Annotated in this window: 17 protein-coding genes and 2 pseudogenes; 4 read left to right on the forward strand and 15 right to left on the reverse strand. The window is 35.0% G+C overall.

Translation table 11 applies throughout. From position 1 onward, the window contains the following. The first annotated feature begins 526 nt into the window (after nt 1-526). Nucleotides 527-1,471 carry a hypothetical protein gene (locus tag ACQV2G_RS03755; protein ID WP_428876151.1) on the forward strand — a complete coding sequence of 315 codons (945 nt, stop codon included), beginning with the start codon at nt 527-529 and terminating at the stop codon, nt 1,469-1,471. A 299-nt stretch (nt 1,472-1,770) separates the two neighbouring features. Continuing rightward, complete coding sequence (gene mnmH, locus ACQV2G_RS03760; protein WP_428876152.1) at nt 1,771-2,796, forward strand: tRNA 2-selenouridine(34) synthase MnmH; 1,026 nt, start codon at nt 1,771-1,773, stop codon at nt 2,794-2,796. Nucleotides 2,797-2,837: 41 nt separating this feature from the next. Here mnmH and ACQV2G_RS03765 read toward each other — a convergent pair. The 3 genes and pseudogenes from ACQV2G_RS03765 to pepI form a co-directional block, all read right to left on the reverse strand. Continuing rightward, nucleotides 2,838-3,615, reverse strand: a pseudogene (locus ACQV2G_RS03765) (nucleoside phosphorylase). A gap of 301 nt (nt 3,616-3,916) precedes the next feature. Beyond that, nucleotides 3,917-4,147, reverse strand: a complete 231-nt coding sequence (locus ACQV2G_RS03770) for a histidine phosphatase family protein (RefSeq protein WP_428876153.1) — start codon at nt 4,145-4,147, stop codon at nt 3,917-3,919. A 240-nt stretch (nt 4,148-4,387) separates the two neighbouring features. After that, complete coding sequence (gene pepI, locus ACQV2G_RS03775; RefSeq protein WP_428876154.1) at nt 4,388-5,269, reverse strand: proline iminopeptidase; 882 nt, start codon at nt 5,267-5,269, stop codon at nt 4,388-4,390. Between the two features lie 139 nt (nt 5,270-5,408). Here pepI and ACQV2G_RS03780 point away from each other — a divergent pair, with 139 nt between their 5' ends. Then, nucleotides 5,409-5,714, forward strand: coding sequence for a DUF4298 domain-containing protein (locus ACQV2G_RS03780; RefSeq protein ID WP_428876155.1), 306 nt, complete (start codon nt 5,409-5,411; stop codon nt 5,712-5,714). Nucleotides 5,715-5,771: 57 nt separating this feature from the next. Here ACQV2G_RS03780 and ACQV2G_RS03785 read toward each other — a convergent pair whose 3' ends face one another. From ACQV2G_RS03785 to ACQV2G_RS03815, 7 genes are all read right to left on the reverse strand, one after another. Further along, the gene (locus ACQV2G_RS03785; protein ID WP_428874223.1) at nt 5,772-5,972 is read right to left on the reverse strand and encodes a cold-shock protein; all 201 of its coding nucleotides are present in this window, start codon (nt 5,970-5,972) and stop codon (nt 5,772-5,774) included. A 353-nt stretch (nt 5,973-6,325) separates the two neighbouring features. Next, nucleotides 6,326-6,982, reverse strand: a complete 657-nt coding sequence (locus tag ACQV2G_RS03790) for an ABC-2 transporter permease (protein WP_428876156.1) — start codon at nt 6,980-6,982, stop codon at nt 6,326-6,328. A gap of 164 nt (nt 6,983-7,146) precedes the next feature. Then, the gene (locus ACQV2G_RS03795; protein ID WP_428875554.1) at nt 7,147-7,812 is read right to left on the reverse strand and encodes an ABC-2 transporter permease; all 666 of its coding nucleotides are present in this window, start codon (nt 7,810-7,812) and stop codon (nt 7,147-7,149) included. Beyond that, on the reverse strand, nt 7,809-8,657 hold the full coding sequence (locus tag ACQV2G_RS03800) for an ABC transporter ATP-binding protein (RefSeq protein ID WP_428875553.1): 849 nt from the start codon (nt 8,655-8,657) through the stop codon (nt 7,809-7,811). The genes ACQV2G_RS03795 and ACQV2G_RS03800 overlap by 4 nt, the downstream gene beginning before the upstream one ends. Then, entirely contained in the window at nt 8,644-9,030 is a 387-nt protein-coding gene (locus tag ACQV2G_RS03805) for a GntR family transcriptional regulator (protein ID WP_428874224.1), read from the reverse strand. Before ACQV2G_RS03805 ends, ACQV2G_RS03800 begins: the two co-directional genes overlap by 14 nt. Nucleotides 9,031-9,138: 108 nt before the next feature. Next, nucleotides 9,139-9,339 (reverse strand): cold-shock protein, encoded by a 201-nt coding sequence (locus ACQV2G_RS03810; RefSeq protein ID WP_428874223.1) that lies wholly within the window; start codon nt 9,337-9,339, stop codon nt 9,139-9,141. A 220-nt stretch (nt 9,340-9,559) separates the two neighbouring features. Further along, the gene (locus ACQV2G_RS03815) at nt 9,560-10,423 is read right to left on the reverse strand and encodes a GNAT family N-acetyltransferase (protein WP_428876157.1); all 864 of its coding nucleotides are present in this window, start codon (nt 10,421-10,423) and stop codon (nt 9,560-9,562) included. A gap of 185 nt (nt 10,424-10,608) precedes the next feature. Here ACQV2G_RS03815 and ACQV2G_RS03820 point away from each other — a divergent pair, with 185 nt between their 5' ends. Further along, the gene (locus tag ACQV2G_RS03820; RefSeq protein WP_428876158.1) at nt 10,609-11,358 is read left to right on the forward strand and encodes a hypothetical protein; all 750 of its coding nucleotides are present in this window, start codon (nt 10,609-10,611) and stop codon (nt 11,356-11,358) included. Nucleotides 11,359-11,508: 150 nt separating this feature from the next. On the opposite strand, the pseudogene ACQV2G_RS03825 reads toward ACQV2G_RS03820, so the two are convergent. The 5 genes and pseudogenes from ACQV2G_RS03825 to allD all read right to left on the reverse strand — a co-directional run bounded on the left by ACQV2G_RS03825 (nt 11,509) and on the right by allD (nt 16,269). Next, nucleotides 11,509-11,774 (reverse strand): annotated as a pseudogene (locus ACQV2G_RS03825) (DUF1722 domain-containing protein). Between the two features lie 130 nt (nt 11,775-11,904). Beyond that, complete coding sequence (locus ACQV2G_RS03830) at nt 11,905-12,738, reverse strand: TspO/MBR family protein (protein WP_428876159.1); 834 nt, start codon at nt 12,736-12,738, stop codon at nt 11,905-11,907. 138 nt (nt 12,739-12,876) lie between these two features. Next, nucleotides 12,877-13,134 carry a DUF5960 family protein gene (locus tag ACQV2G_RS03835; RefSeq protein WP_428874218.1) on the reverse strand — a complete coding sequence of 86 codons (258 nt, stop codon included), beginning with the start codon at nt 13,132-13,134 and terminating at the stop codon, nt 12,877-12,879. Between the two features lie 171 nt (nt 13,135-13,305). Then, nucleotides 13,306-14,922 (reverse strand): PucR family transcriptional regulator, encoded by a 1,617-nt coding sequence (locus ACQV2G_RS03840; RefSeq protein WP_428874217.1) that lies wholly within the window; start codon nt 14,920-14,922, stop codon nt 13,306-13,308. Between the two features lie 276 nt (nt 14,923-15,198). Then, on the reverse strand, nt 15,199-16,269 hold the full coding sequence (allD, locus tag ACQV2G_RS03845; RefSeq protein ID WP_428874216.1) for an ureidoglycolate dehydrogenase: 1,071 nt from the start codon (nt 16,267-16,269) through the stop codon (nt 15,199-15,201). Nucleotides 16,270-16,271 lie beyond the last annotated feature (2 nt).

Genomic DNA, 16,271 nt, shown 5'->3' on the forward strand with positions numbered 1-16,271 from the left:
TCGTACACGGTTAAAGACTAATAAAATTTTCCTTTATTATAGCCCGACCATTCAAAAAAATCAAGACTTTATTAAAAATAATCGACTCTTTTGTTAAACGTAAATGATAATGTCTCAAGAGAACACAAATCAAAATGTCCCACTTCTGAGTTATACTTCTTTCAAGGGTAGTTAGATGAAAGTTTGATTAACAATGTTCGAGCAAAGAAAATATGCTGTCATTCAATCGGTTGCACAGGGCCGAAAATCAAAAGCCAAAGACCAAGTGGAGCTCGGTTTATCGCGTCGCTCAATAAACGACGATTAACTGTCTATAAAACCTATGTTAAATTAGGCTTTCAACATGGAAATGTTAATCACTCCCCAATTAATAAAATAAGTCAAACAATTGAAAAAAGATTATCCATTTGTACCAAACTGTCTATGAAGGGTTCAATTTTAAACACTTCTGTGAAAAATTAAAGGCGTGTGAACAGATTCAAATTTTCGAATCGACTCTTCCAAATATCATGAAAAACATCAGACAGTGTCTCCTAAAGCGCGAAGACAAACACGTCGTCAGCCAAGACAAGCTCTCGAACAAAAAATTGAAGCCAAAGGAACACTCTCTCAACGGGATAAGGCGCTCTCTCAAACGGTAATTACTCTTTCTCCTGAAAAAGCTCACCTGGTATGTCCACGTAAAAAATATGCTGGCGATCCCCTTCAAATGGATGCTTCACAACACCAGTGGTTTGAAGGAGATACTTCCTATTATCATCTTCACACTACTATTGATGACGCGATGGGAAGGGGTGTTGGAGCTTCATTTGATACGCAAGAAACCCTCAATGGCTATTCTGAAGTTACTCAACAATTTCTTACAAAATATGGCATACCTTATGAAATTTTGACAGATAATCGATCGATTTTTGATCAAAGAGGGACACAACGCAAAGAGGCCTCTTTGTCCGAAGCTATCGAACAAAAGGCCTCCACTCAATTTGGATATGCGTGTCAGACGCATGGTATTCAATTAAGTTCCACTTCAATTCTGCAAACCAAAGGACCTATTGAGCGACTCTTAGGTATGTTTCAAGACCGTCTTTTCAATGAGATGAAGCTTGCAAATATCCAAACCATTCAAGAAGCCAATTGCTATCTCCCATCCATCTTAGAGACGTTTAATAATCAAATTGCCCTCTCAATTAAGCCTAGCATAACCGCCTTTGAAAGACTAGCTAAGGGTATGAATTTAGATCCTATTCTCGCACGCTTTAATTGGTGTCGTATTCAAGCTAAGCATGCCATTCAGTATCAAAAGCATCGTTATCGTCTCATTGATCAGCAAGCTAAGCCCGTCTATTTGAATAAAAAGACAAAAGTGTTGGTGATTGAAAGCCGTAAACAAGAATTGTTTGCCTCTTACAAAGATCAACTCTATGCATTGGAAGAAATTCATCGGCATAAGTCGGTCAGTGAAAATCTATAAGAGCAAGCGATAATTGAACAAGCTAAACCTTCTATCCCACCTCTGTCTCATCCGTAGAAAGCAGCTTCCTATCAACCGTATTTATATAAAATGAAGACAAGAAGAGGCAACCAAGCAAAGCGCAGTAGGACTTTCGATCAATTCTTACTTGTACCCAAATTAATCAAATTTCGGGACATAATCGCTTGGGGTTGACAGTCTTTCTTCAAGAAAAATAATCTAATCTTTCATTTTATAGTGATTAGATGTAAAATTTAATATTGAACTTATCTATTTAGTAACTAAAGGAAGGTGATCTTTTGAAATATTTAATTTCTTATCAACAGTCAAAATCTTTATTAAACCCACTTTGGATAGATGTCAGAAGTCCTAAGGAATTTGCTCAAGGCCACCTTCCAAATGCTATCAATCTTCCTGTTATGGATGATTCAACCCGCCATGAGGTTGGAACACTTTATAGCCAAGGACAGATTGACCAGGCTAAACAAGTTGGTATTAATTTTATGAGTGGTATTTTACCGACCTTTTTTCAGCATATTATAACAGCTAGTCATGGCCATACATTAATTTTCTATTGTAAAAGTGGTGGCTTTCGCTCTTCTTCAATTGTTGGTTTATTAGATGGACTCGGTTTGACTGTCTATCAATTAGCTGGAGGGTACCAAGCTTATCGCCAACGTGTATTAGCTCAACTCGAAGTACTACCTCATCACTTTCAATTCGTATCTTTAGACGGTATGACTGGAACGGGCAAAACCTTGATTTTAAAACACATCGAAGCAATGGGTGGCCAAGTATTAGACTTAGAAGGTTTAGCGAATCATAGAGGGTCGCATTTTGGTCAGATTGGATTGGGTCAACAACCTAACCAAGCTAATTACGAGGCAGCCCTAATTAACAAACTTGAATCATTCCAACCAGGCATTGTTTTTATCGAAGGAGAAAGTGCTAGCATTGGTAAGGTGCACACTCCCCACACCCTTTATCAAGCATATAAACAATCCCCCCATCAAGTCTACATTGATTCACCAATAGATTTACGAATTGAACGAATCGAAGATGAATATATTAATGCTTCTGATCAAAAAAATTTAGCAGAGATTAAAGAAAGCTTGAACAGAATGGATAAGATGAACCCGCAACGCAAGGCTATGCATATAGAATCCCTTAATCAAGGTGACTATGCATCCGTCATTAAAGATCTCATCCTTTCATACTATGATCAACACTACACACTTAAAAATAAAAATTTTGAATATCAGATCATTAATTATTCTTCGCTGGATACTGCACGTGCTTTAATCGACCTTTACGACGTTTTATAGTGAAAAAGCAGCGACCTTTTTGTCGCTGCTTTTGTTTTAGTCTACTTCCATATTAAAGCAAACTCAATTGCTATTTGAGCAATGAAAGCCTTAGAATCTAAGGCAAGATGATCGGATAAAGAACGGGCTGTCCCAAGCTTCTTCACTCAAATGATCGGCAGCATAAAAGAAGTGACACACTTCAACTGATCGCAATTGAGCCCAGGCGGCTACGGCTGAACATTCCATATCGACACAGATACAGCCTTGCTCTTTTCGTTTTTTATACCGATCAATTGTTTCTCTGAAAATAGCATCCGTTGTCCAGGCCTTACCAATACGCGATGAAACCCCTTTTTGATTGAGGTATGATTGAAAATCTTCTAAGCTCCTTTTATTTACATCTAATTCATAGCTTGGTTTAAGATAGTGGAAAGAGGTTCCTTCATCTCGCACCGCTCGATTTGGAATAATAATTGATAACTCTTCAATACTAGGGTCTAGCACACCACAGGTTCCAAATAAAACGAGACGTTTCATCCCCATTGCCCATAGGTGCTCCAGGACGCCTACACAAGCCGGACTTCCTACTTGAGAATTGAAAGCAGCAATCGTTTGTTTTCCAATTTGTAGCTGATAAATAGGAATCTCGCCCTGAGCAGTAGAAGTGGAAGCAATCGCTTCATGTGGATAATCACTGATCATTCTTTGGAAAGTTAAGCAGGAAAAGCAAGAAACTACTGTGTCTGGAAAATTTACTACTTTCTCTGTGACTTCTTTAGGGTTAATAATGGCTTGGGGATTATGATCCCATTCATGTAAAGGTAAGTGGCTATTCATATCCTTCCTCCCAATTTTTTTCTATCTTACTAAATACTCTAGTTGTTAACAAGAGAAAGACAATTTTTATTATGCTTAGTGAGGGAAGATAATAATTACTACCTTTCATGATTCTTACATGATCCATCAATAATGCCTTAAGATACGTTGATTAATATCTGAACTTGAGGGTCACTCCTTCATTAAAAATGCGATGTCCAGTAAAATAGTCCGCTTCTCGAACTAATGAATTTTAATTTTTCCCACTCTTCAACTTGTCTTTGAGAATGTTTTAATTCATAAACTTGCAGTTGTTTCATACTTAAGAAATCTTGATAAGCAAACTGTTTTTTGTCAAAACATTCATTTGTACGGACAAAGCTGTGCCATGACTAACAACAATGATACTAGCTTGTGATTGCTCTGTTATTTCCTTAAAACAAGATACGACTCGATGAGATACTTCATGTAATGACTCACTATTCGACAACTTATAATTAAAATTATCCCATTGGTTTTGCGCAATTGTAGAAAACTCTTCCCCCTTCCCCAATCCTACGCTCTCGTAAATCTTTCTGCTAAATAAATTTTAAATTTAATCGTTCAGCTGTAGGTTCAATGGTTTGTTTGACATGAAGATATGGACTCGCATAAATAGCACTGATTTCTTTATCTTCAAAAAATTGCCAACTCCTCAATCAATTTTTTCTTCAACCGTTAAAGGCACTTATCCGTTTTTAACAGTAAGGTCTCGCATTGAATGTCTAATTAAATAGAACCTCCTCAGATTTCATTAATCCTTTCGATTTAACCAATTCATTAAGACATTAATGTATTTTTCCGTTTCATCAATGTAACACATATGTCGACTATACTGGAACAACTCCCATTCAGCATTGGGTAGATTATCATACAAAGTTTTAGCAATGTATGGAGAAGAAAGATCCATAGCCCCACTGATCACTAAGGATGGTTGTACGATTTCCCTTAAGTGCTCCGTATATTCAAAGCCAGACAAAGTCCCAGTCGGCGTAAATTCATTAGGCCCCCAACCCACTAGATAAGCTTCTGAACCAGCTGCCTTTTCTCTTTTTAGGCAAGCAGGTGAATCTTCAGTGACTGGACCACAACAATATCTTTCCATAAAGACATTAAGTGCTTCAAGGTATTCCGGTGATTGGTAATTGCCGCTTTCTTCAGCCATTAATATCGCTTGACGATAGACTTCTGGCATTAGATTCACTCGGCGCATCCCTTCTTGGCGCCAAAGCTTGGCGGATGAAAGCGTTGATGAAAAGATATAAGATTTTATCCCCTCGGGTTGTTCTTCAATCTGATAAATTTGTTGCAGCATCCCACCCCAAGATTGTCCTAAAATATGAACTTGGTCTAATTTTAAATAATCTCTTAGAGCAATTAGTTCTTCTTTCCACACCTGTGCGGTAAATAATTCAGGATGCCCTTCAACCATCGATAAACCACAACCAATTTGATCATACATAACCAATGGACGATCATCTAATTCAGCAAGTGGGTCTAAAACTTCCAAATAATTGTGAGTAGATCCCGGCCCTCCATGGAGTAAGAGTAGAGGTGGTTTGCTGCCTGCTTGATTTACAACGCGGTAATAGGTTTCATGCCCTTTGAAAGGCATCTTTCCTTCAATAATCTTCATAACCCTGCCTCCTTTTAGTGTTCTCTTTCTATTATTACCTAAATAAACTGTCCCTGCCACTTCTGTTTCACTCTTTTTAGCGCAAGGTTAATAAATTGATGATAAAATAATAATAATAATTCGTTTAGGGGGATATAAAATGGATAAGATTGATCATTTTATCGAAATGGAAACAAACTATTTAGCCGTTGACCAATCTGTTAATCAATTAATGGATCAACTCGATGCGTTCCAAGGCCAAATCGAAAAAATAGCAAAGCTCATTGACTATTATGGTAGTCAAGAATGGTATGAACATCTTGAAATGGAAAAAAGAGAATTGTTACCGAGTGATTCTACACGAGCTATTCTCGGCGAAGATTATGCTTATGAAACATTGGGAAATCTCAGACAATGCGCGCTTCAAATGTTAGAAATCAGTACGGAGATTTTTAAAATTTATTAAACTCTTAAAGCACAAACAAAAAAAGCCCACCAACAAAGCTGGTGGGTCTAAATTATATTATAGTTTTACAATATTTGCAGCTTGGTCGCCACGATCGCCTGAAACAATATCGTAAGACACTGCTTGGCCTTCATCTAATGTTTTGAAGCCGTCTCCAGAAATAGCTGAGAAATGTGCAAAAACATCTTTCCCATCTTGTCCTTCGATGAAACCAAAACCTTTATCGGCATTAAACCATTTTACTGTACCTGTATTCATATATAAATCCTCCTGTGTGCGTCTTAAGCACTTTGTATTGCAATAACTAAATAATTAAAAAGAAGATTTACATTTGTTGAATGGAAATGACTTAATTAACTTATTTCTTTATTACTCACCTAGTATAGTTCATAAATAGTGATCTGTCAAATTTTATTTGAAAGTAAATGATGCTTTTGTTAAACGTAAATGATGCTTTCATATATAATTAGCTGGGAAGTCAAGCGGCTGTAAGCCAATTGAAATGATACGAATTATTAAATAGCTGCTTTAACATCCTATATATTATTACTCGATGAAATGTTTCAGCTGAAAACACTTAAATGATTGTCGAATTTTACTCCCTTGTTCATTTAATAGTCACGTCTTCTCATAATCTTCATACTTATAATTAAGGAAGCAAAATAAGTAAAACTCATGACTAGTATGGAAGTAAAGAGTTGGCTCCATTTATTTGAAAAGAAGTTTTTCAAAATCCTGTATAAATCTGTTGAAATTATCTTTTCACTGAATAAAAAGAGGACCACTCCAACAATACAAAGGACTAAAAAGCTAAAGATTATTAATAGTGTCCCTTCTGAGCCAAATTTTAATTGAATAGGTAACAGTATCAAAACCAGGATTGAGCTAACAGCCAAAATCATTAGTATCGTCAAAAGATTGTCTATAAAATTGAAAGTTTGTGGACTTTGAAAATAAGCGACGAGTGAAGTCAAATAAACTTCAAAAACTAATAAACCTATTAACCCTATGATTAAGGAAAAGTATTTTGAATATACGTAATCTTGGCGGGTATATGGTAGGGTCAAAAGCATTGGCATCCCATTTTCCCTCTCATCATAAGTCGTGGGTGACAGTATCAAAGATAAGATTGAAACTGAAATAACACTTATCAAAGCCAGGTCACCAGATTTAATATACAAGATAATGAAAATCATTATTATTGGTAAAAAAATATGTAACTTGGTCTTGCGAATTAATAGCCAATCTTTATATAGCAAACCTTTCATAAGCCACCACCTCCTTTTATTAATTTTACATCGCTTTACACTGATTAATTATTCGTGGAGAACATCAAAAAGGGGCATTGATTTTCTAAGCTGAATTTTAATATGAATGACTTAAGTGAACGTTTAATCTTGATCAATGACATTTCTATATTTGCCTTCACAATTTAATACTCCCGCTTTTGCATAATTCTGCTACTTATATAATAGGATATGCCCATCATTCCTGCTATCACTAGTATGAATAAAAAGAAAACATTCCAATCATTTGCTAAGAAATTTTGCAAGAACTGTATTTGATCCAATGAAATTAACTTAAACTCCTTAATAAGATAAAGAACTCCCATTATTCCTCCAAATAATAAGCCACCTACTACCATCATGGCAATCATTGCTTTTTTAACACCATATTTTAAATAAATGGGAAGCAAAATCCAACACATAGCAGAAGATACCACTAAAGTACTCAATATTTCAAGAAAGTTGTCAGTAAAAGAAAATTCTTCAATATTTTTGAAGGTAGCCATACTGGTGATTAAGCCCACTTCAAAAATCAATAAAGTAACGATGGTTATAACTGCAAACAAATATTTTGAACGCACATAGTCTTGCCGTGTATACGGTAGCGATAAAAGCATGGGCATGCCATTATCATACTCATCGTAAGAAATAGTCGAAATAATGGAGAATAGACCTACCATCGAGGTGTAAGTCATAAAAAATAATTTATCGTCCCCACTATAAAGCACAATGATTCCTACCACTACTGGTATCAGAAATTGCAGACCCATCTTACGAATTAGTAGCCAATCTTTATAAAGCAATCCTTTCATTTGCGACCACCTACCATTAATTTAATTAAATCATCCACCGAAGCTTTTTCGATAATTACTTGTGGATAATTTTCCAAATAAAACTGTCTTTGATTGGTTAAGCAGCAATAACCATAATTTGTCTGATCAATCTTAATGATATGCGATTGATCGATCTGATCCAGTTCTTCTTGACGAAGCTTTAAAATACCATAGCTAGATAAAAGTTGATCCATTTCCTCGTACATAACTATTTTACCTTGATCGATAAGGTAGAAATCATCGCAAATCCCTTCCAAATCTGTGGCAATATGGGAAGAAATTAAAATGCTCGTTTGCGGAGACTCGTCTAAGTATTCACGCAAAATATCTAATATTTCTTCACGCGCCACTACATCCAACCCTGAGGTCGGCTCATCCATTATTAAAAATTGAGCTTTATGCGAAATGGCCGTAATTACTTTCATTTTTGCCTGCATACCTGTCGAAAATTTTTCAAACTTTTTATCCCACGTTAAGCCTTGCTGGTCTACAAAATGTCTAAACATGGCCTCATCAAAGTTTCGATAGCTACGCTTTAAGATAGCTAAAACATCTTTACAATTCATCACTCGACTAAAATTGGAATCCGACAAAACGACCCCCAACTTCTCCTTGTCATGACCAGATAACTGATTAACCGGACGCCCAAAAAGTTCAACTTCCCCTTGATCAGGAAAGATCAAACCAAGAATCGCCTTAATCGTCGTTGTCTTGCCAGATCCGTTCCTACCCAAAAAGCCAGTTACCATTCCTTCTTTAACTTGCAAACTGCAATCGAGCTGAAAAGAACCGTAATTTTTCTTTAAATGATTAACTTTTAACATCCCAATCCCCCATTAATAAATCAAATATGGACTGCATTTCATCTTTACTTAAGTGAAAAAGTTGTGCTTTCTCAATTGCTTGAGCCATTATAGCTTCCACTTGCATCAACTGTTCATTACGTAAAAGTTCTTGATTGGCTTCTAAAACATAGGAGCCTTTACCATGAATTGTCTCAATAAACCCTTCTCTCTCCAATTGGTCATAAGCTTTTTTGACCGTTAGCGCACTGATCTTCAATTCCTTAGAAAGGGATCTCACGGAAGGAAGCGCACTTGCAGTCGGTATTTCTCCTGCTAGAATCATTGCAGTTATCTGGTCTACAATTTGTTCATAAAGAGGAGTCATACTTGTATTATCGATAATTATTTGCATGCATTTTGCCCCTTTCATAAACAGTGTATAACAGTATATAACACTTGTCAATCCTTTTATAAAAAAACACAAAAAAACCACCAGCAAAGCTGGTGGGTTTAAATTATATTAAAGTTTTACGATGTTTGCGGCTTGGTCGCCACGATCGCCTGAAACAATATCGTAAGACACTGCTTGGCCTTCATCTAATGTTTTGAAGCCGTCTCCAGAAATAGCTGAGAAATGTGCAAAAACATCTTTCCCATCTTGTCCTTCGATGAAACCAAAACCTTTATCGGCATTAAACCATTTTACTGTACCTGTATTCATATATAAATCCTCCTGTGTGCGTCTTAAGCACTTTGTATTGCAATAACTAAATAATTAAAAAGAAGATTTACATTTGTTGAATGGAAATGACTTAATTAACTTATTTCTTTACTACTTACCTAGTATAGTCCAAAATTATTGATCTGTCAAACTTTATTTGAAAGTAAATGATGCTTTCATAAATTAAGAGCTAGAAAGTCAAGTGGCTGTACTAAATGTTCTATTTTTTAAGTTCTAAGTGGACAATACGAGTGATTTCCTTAAACCCTAACTTTTTATAAAGATTAAATGCAGTTTGGTTATCTGCTTCAACTGTTAAGTGGAAAGGCTTATGATTTGATTGAATCAAATCATTAATTGTTTGCTTCATTAGGTAAGTGGCAATTCCCTGCCCTTGAAAATTTGGGTCCACTGCAACACCAAATAAATAATTGACATCTGAGCTTTGGTCAGCAGAAATGGATGCAACTACATTCCCTTGGCATAGGGCTACATAGATGGGGCTTTCTTGGTTTGCTACTGTTTCTCTAGCATATCGTAGGCTCAGCTCATAATTATCCTCAAAGCTTTCGGATTGAAAGCGAGCAATTTCCTCTACATGTTCCTCAGAAGCAATCAGAACTTTAATATCAAAACGTTCTTCAACTGAGTAAGGACTTGTCCCATAAGCCATTAATACTTCCTCATCTGTTAACAATAAGTTTAAAGAGACTAAAAATTTTGGATTTTCATCTATAAATATGCGTTCCGTTTTAAAAGTAAGAGATTTAATTCCATAAGAAGCAGTTTCTGATTGAAAGTTTTCGTAAAGTTTAGATGCTATGCCCTTGCGTCGATAGTTTGGATCGACAATTATTGAAAGTTCCGCTTCAGCATCATCGGCATAAACTGCTAATAAACCTATCATTTTCCGATCTTTATAGGCCGTAAAAAAACTAGGCATTGATCGATCAAAATTGTATCGATTAAATAGATACGGATCAGAAAAGGTTCGATCCACTTGATGTTTGTGTGTTAAAAGATCTTTTGCTGCTTGTATGTCGTTATTAGATAGATTTTGTTTACTTTGATAATGAATATTCATCTTACACACCCTTTTTAGCTAAGAATTAAATTTATTGCTTGATAATTTTAAGCTGAATAATCTGATTTAATGTTATAGATTTATATATCAGTCTTTCTTCTATATTACATTAAAGTGAAAGTTGTTGCAATTTGATAACTTGTATAGCATATTATAAATAACAAATCATTTGAGAGGTGGTCACTATGAAGAATAAATTTTTTATTAAAGTCCTCTGTTTAACATTAGGAATTATGACAGTAACCCTTGAGGCCAGTGCTGAAAATAAAGAAAAAGAGAGAATTCCTGCAAAAATTCAATCCAGTTTGAAACTAGAAAAAAAAGAAACTGCTAAAGCAGGGGCGATGACCGAACAATTAATCAAGGATGGCAATTCAAAAGTCACAAAGTATGATAAGAAGAACAAAGACTATCAAAATCAAGAAGCCATCATTCCAAAAAACTATTTAGACGTTATGCATACCGAGGGAAAAGTTTTAGGAAAAAAACCCAATACCATCGAATCAAATGGGATCGTCGTCGAATATATTCCTTTAGAAGATAATACAGGCAGTAAAGATGACTTTGACCAAGTGAATGATGTATTAGGGATAGATGGTGTTCCTCAAGTTGGAATGAATGGTATCCGTACCTTTTTTGGCCATTATTATGACCATATTAATACAGGAGCTTTTGCTCCCTTTGCTAGCAACAATTATTTTGAACCGGGTAATGAATTTATTGTTACAGATAAGGACGGAATATCCAAAGGCTATGAAATCACAGCAATCATTCCCATTCAAACTGACTTCCAATATAACTATTTCTATAATGAAGATTCAATTCCCTTCCTTGCCTATTACGGAAATGGCGATGACATGGCTGCCTTTATGACTTGTCGTTGGGATAAAGCTATTGGCCAAATGGATTTTGCTATAGCTTATCGCATTTGGTAGATATCAACCTTCAAATTAACTCTAATTAATTTTGACCTTCCTTTTGGAAGGTTTTTTCTAATAAAAAGAGCCTTTCACCATTCAATCCTAGTTAAAAACTTAAATTAAATGAGTAGAAGACTCTAATTGGAAATTTATTTAAATTCGCTTTTATTTTAGTAAAGTCGATGCCTGTAAATAAGAATTGGTGTATCGCTCAAGTAAATGGTTGATATATTTAATGACATCTTTTGGTTCGATTTTTCCTTGTGGATAGACCTCTAAGCTGCTTAAAAATCATCTTTTTCCTGCTGATTGGCTTGTTTTTTAAAATAAGCCCATCCATGAAGCAAGGCATTTACGCTTTGCTTTTGGTTTTCTGGCATTTTTCGGCAATATCTTTTTTCCACGAACATATTCGAGGTCAACATGATCATTTTTAAGGTGCTCTTTAATCTCTAAGTAAATATTTTGAAATTTAGAAAGAACTAAATACTTATTTCTTCTCCAAAGAGATTGACTTTCTTTTTTTGAAATTTTGACCCACCATATTTGTTCCCTTTCTACTCATTGATTTTGGCTGTTTAGATCCTTTGGGAAGATGCTATTTTTATTCCTAACAAACCGATAGATAGCCGATACTACTAAGATAGCTAAACCAGCTAATAAGACAGCTTTAATACTTGTTACTAATTCCGGACTATGTACACCTTCTTCATAATTACTATAAATGCCATAGAAAGCCCAAGCTATTGAGATAGGAAAGAAAGCATTCTTATACATAAAGACATAGCCTACAACGAAAACAATGGCAATAATAATAACCACCAATGACCACACTGAATCTGAGATACCAAAGCCATCCCAGCCTATTTTGACTAAGAAAATAGAGATGTTTAAAAAAGTTGCGATTAAAACCCAAGCAGCATAGAGTGTAAAAGCGTAAGCTGGTAAATTATAAGAAATATTTTTACTGTTATAATTAATTTTTTCAATCAGTTTCATTAATGCTAAGAGTAATATAAAAATCATCACAACAGAAAGACCTATCAATTCGTATGAAAAACTAAAGATCCAACCCATATTAAAAAGACAGGAAACGATAAATAAAGGAGAAATCAGTGAAATAGTATGCATAATTTTTTTATCATCACGCTTAAAGGCTAAATAAGTCAGCGTGATTAACACTAAGGTGTAAATCACACCCCATATACTAAAAGCAAAACCAGCGGGAGTAATCAGTGTTGTATATTTAGCAGATACTTCTTGCTGGCTCATATCATTAATTAAACCTGATCCCCCCAAATAATTGACAAATATGGTAAGAAAAAAAGAGATGAAATCAGCTATTATCCAAAAATCTGTTCTATTAACAGCTTGACTCTTTGTTTGTTCTAACATATTTATCATTCCTTTTTACATTTTAAACTAACGACCTTTAGGTACCCCTCAACTCAATTCAAAAAAACGTTTCCATTTTGATTATAACATCTTTACTTATTAATAATATATTCTGCATGTTTGTCCATTAAATAAATTTTAAAACAAATCACAGCCACGATATTCATAGAACTTATCAACTACACGAAAATAAAAACAATGATTTTTGCCGTCTAAACTTTTTGCTCGAGGTAAGATAAAAAATGTTATCTCATCTCTTTGCATCATCTTAATAATGCTGTCGATTACACAATAAAGAGGCAAACCTACAGCTGAATATCTCATATAATCTTCTTCTAATTGTCGATAGGCCAAATCAAAAAAATTAATTTCCAGCGCTTGTTCTTCCTTCAACATCGAATCACCTCTTCAACATTATAGAACGTATGTTCGTTTTTTTTCAAGAGGTTTTAACTTTTAGCATTTTTTATCTTTATTAAAGTCCTTTGCAATAAAATAGCAAACTCTCTTAACTCCAGCGATGAGCCATAAGAGTTTGCTCAAACTGATCTGCATATGACTGATAAGCTAGACGCTAAGCATTAAGGCTATTCTAATGTTTAAGGACGCTCTTGGGTCGGTAACATCAACTCCTAATAATTCTTGACATTTCTCAATACGATATTTGACGGTATTTCGATGAACAAATAGTATATTGGCAGTTAACGTTGTCTCACACTGATTATCTAAGTATACCTTAAGGGTTTCACGTAATTCTTTTAAATTATTTGTTTGAGGATACGCTAACTCTTTTAGTACTGATTCGCAAAAATAATTAATATCTTTACTGTCGATATCGTGAAAAAGATGTTGAACTCCCGAATTGTTATAATAGCTAATAGTCTCTTTATTATAATCTGTCAATCGAGCTTTAAATGCTAAGGATGCTTGGTCAATCGACCTGGATACTTGATCAATTGAACTGACTGATTCGCCGACGCTAAAAATCATGTCAATATTAACCAGTTTTAACAAATCATCATGACACTGCATTAATTTCTCATCCAGATTACCGACATGATTTTGTAAGATTAGATAGAGATGGGCATTAGCGTCTGTTTGAAATAAAAACATATCCTTAAAATATTCTTGACCATAAATTTTTAGAAAATCTAAAATTAACGCATATTTTTCATAGAGTTTAACTGTTTTTAATTTAGGTTCCAGTGCACTTGAAACATTTACTTCAACAGCCAAGTAATAGTTGGAGTCAACATATTTAATTTCTTCAATCGTTTTATAAAGAATCCCTTTATTTAAGGTATCTCCTCCCATAGTCTCTAACATAAAACTAGAGGAAGTGTGTAAATAGCTGGAAAAAACTTTTTCCGTTTTATAAAGAATATAGGAAAGAACTAATTTGGCTTGATCAATCGTAAAGGCAGATATGGGGTAGGTCATATTCTCTGGGTTTAATATGAGCAAGTAATGGGGAAAGTATTTAAATACAAAGACACTGCTGGCAGAGATTAGAAGTGTCTGGTCATTTTCATCTTTCATTTTAAAATAATCATTAGGGACTTGTTTTTGTTTAAATCGCTTTTGAAACTGCTCCTGCAACGATTGAATAAGAAGTGGTTTTTTAGTGAAATGATGCGAATAACTCACCACTTTTTTTATTGGGCTCAAGAGAATAATCGGACATTTAATGATTTTACTGAATTCATTGATTACTTTATCAATGGAAGTATTGTTAAGTAAAAGGTCTGAGAATTGCTTTTGAATACTTAGCGCAAACTCAATTTCTTCTTTTCGTTGATTCCAGATATAATTTGAAATTTGATGGAGTAAGCGTCCGAGTGGATATTTATCAGGTATATTAATAATAGGAAAGTTGCGCTGATTGGCATAATCAATCACTTTGGGATGGAGTTCTCCATTAAGAAAACGTCCTGATTTAATGGCTAAACCTACTCCTTTAGCACGAATTAATGAATCGATAAAGGGAATCATCTGCAACTGATCATCTTTAAAAATCATTCCGGTTGTAAGAATTAACGTCTCCGGACTGATATAAAACTCAACATCGGGTGTTTCAGTTATTTCGACGTTACTAACTTCTTGGTGTTCAATTGTTTTTCTATCTGTTAATAATTTAATCTCCGAGAGGTAGTCGATTGTTAATAATTTTTCTACGGATACCACACAAACCATCTCCTTAGTAAACTCATTATACCAAGAGATTTAATTCCTTCCTACTTTTACAAGCCATCTTTTATAGGATATAAAACAACTTAGACTGAGACTAACCAAAATAACAATTTCTTGCTTGAGCAATTTTATAACTGATTTTCATCTTCCTTTTTTAAAAGACTTGACGCTTATCACTTTCTTCAATATAAAAAATAGTCTAGCAATTGATAGATTGTTAGACTATTTTTAAATTTATTAATTATCTTGTTTTTTCTAAGCTTATGTGGTTTATTCAGCAAAAGCGCCTTTATTACCATACTGATTAAAATGAACAGTATCTGACTCAAGGTAATCGATAATATGTTTTGGAATATCAATCCCTTTTTCAAGATTACGTTCTGTGCTTAAAACCGCTAATTCTCCAGGATAGTAGACCTGATCGAAGCCATCAGCTGGTTTGATAGCATGCAACTCCTCTACCATTTGTTCAATATTGGAAGTAAATTGATCCAAGCTAGTAAAGCGTGCTGGGTCGACCGCGATATAAACGTGTCCTAAGTCTCTGCCCTTGTCTAAATCATTATACATTGAAGAGACACTCTTACCAAAAGGTAAGCCAAAGAGCATACCCGAAAGAATATCAACAATCATCATTAAACCATATCCCTTGGGACCCGCAATTGGTAAAAGACCTGCTACTTTATGTGGATCGGTGGTCGAATTACCTTCAGCATCAACTGCCCAGGTATCCGGAATTGACTCGCCCTTTGAACGCGCATCCAAGACTTTGCCCCAAGCTTGAACAGTGGTTGCCATATCAAAGAAGATTGGACGACCCTCCTTGCGAGGTGCACCAAAAGCAATCGGATTGGTTCCAAAATAATTTTCAGACCCTCCAAAAGGCACTACCATAGGATCAGATTGTGTCATCGACAGGCTAACATAACCAGCTTCTGCCAACTTCTCAACATAGTAAGCTAACATACCTGTATGACTAACATGGGTGACTCCTACCATGGCAATTCCATTTTCTTTTACTAATTCGATGACTTTTTCTAAAGCAAGATTAGCAATATAATGTCCTTGACCATTGTCACCATCAAAAGTAGCTGTCGCAGGACCTGTTTTTGTATAAGTAATCTTTGGTTCTTTGGTCACGCCCCCCTTGGCAATGCGTTCAGCATAATATGCAACACGAACAGCTCCGTGAGAATGAATATCAGATAAATCAGCATAAGTTAAGTGTTTAGCCGTTTCTAAAGCCGAATCTTCTGGTAGTCCTGCTGCCATTAACTTCTTTTTTATTAAGTCTTGTAGACGACTGGCTTGAATTTTTACTGTTTCATTTTTATCTGTCATTT

The sequence above is a fragment of the Facklamia sp. P12955 genome, assembly GCF_050409565.1.
Classification (GTDB): Bacteria; Bacillota; Bacilli; order Lactobacillales; family Aerococcaceae; genus Facklamia.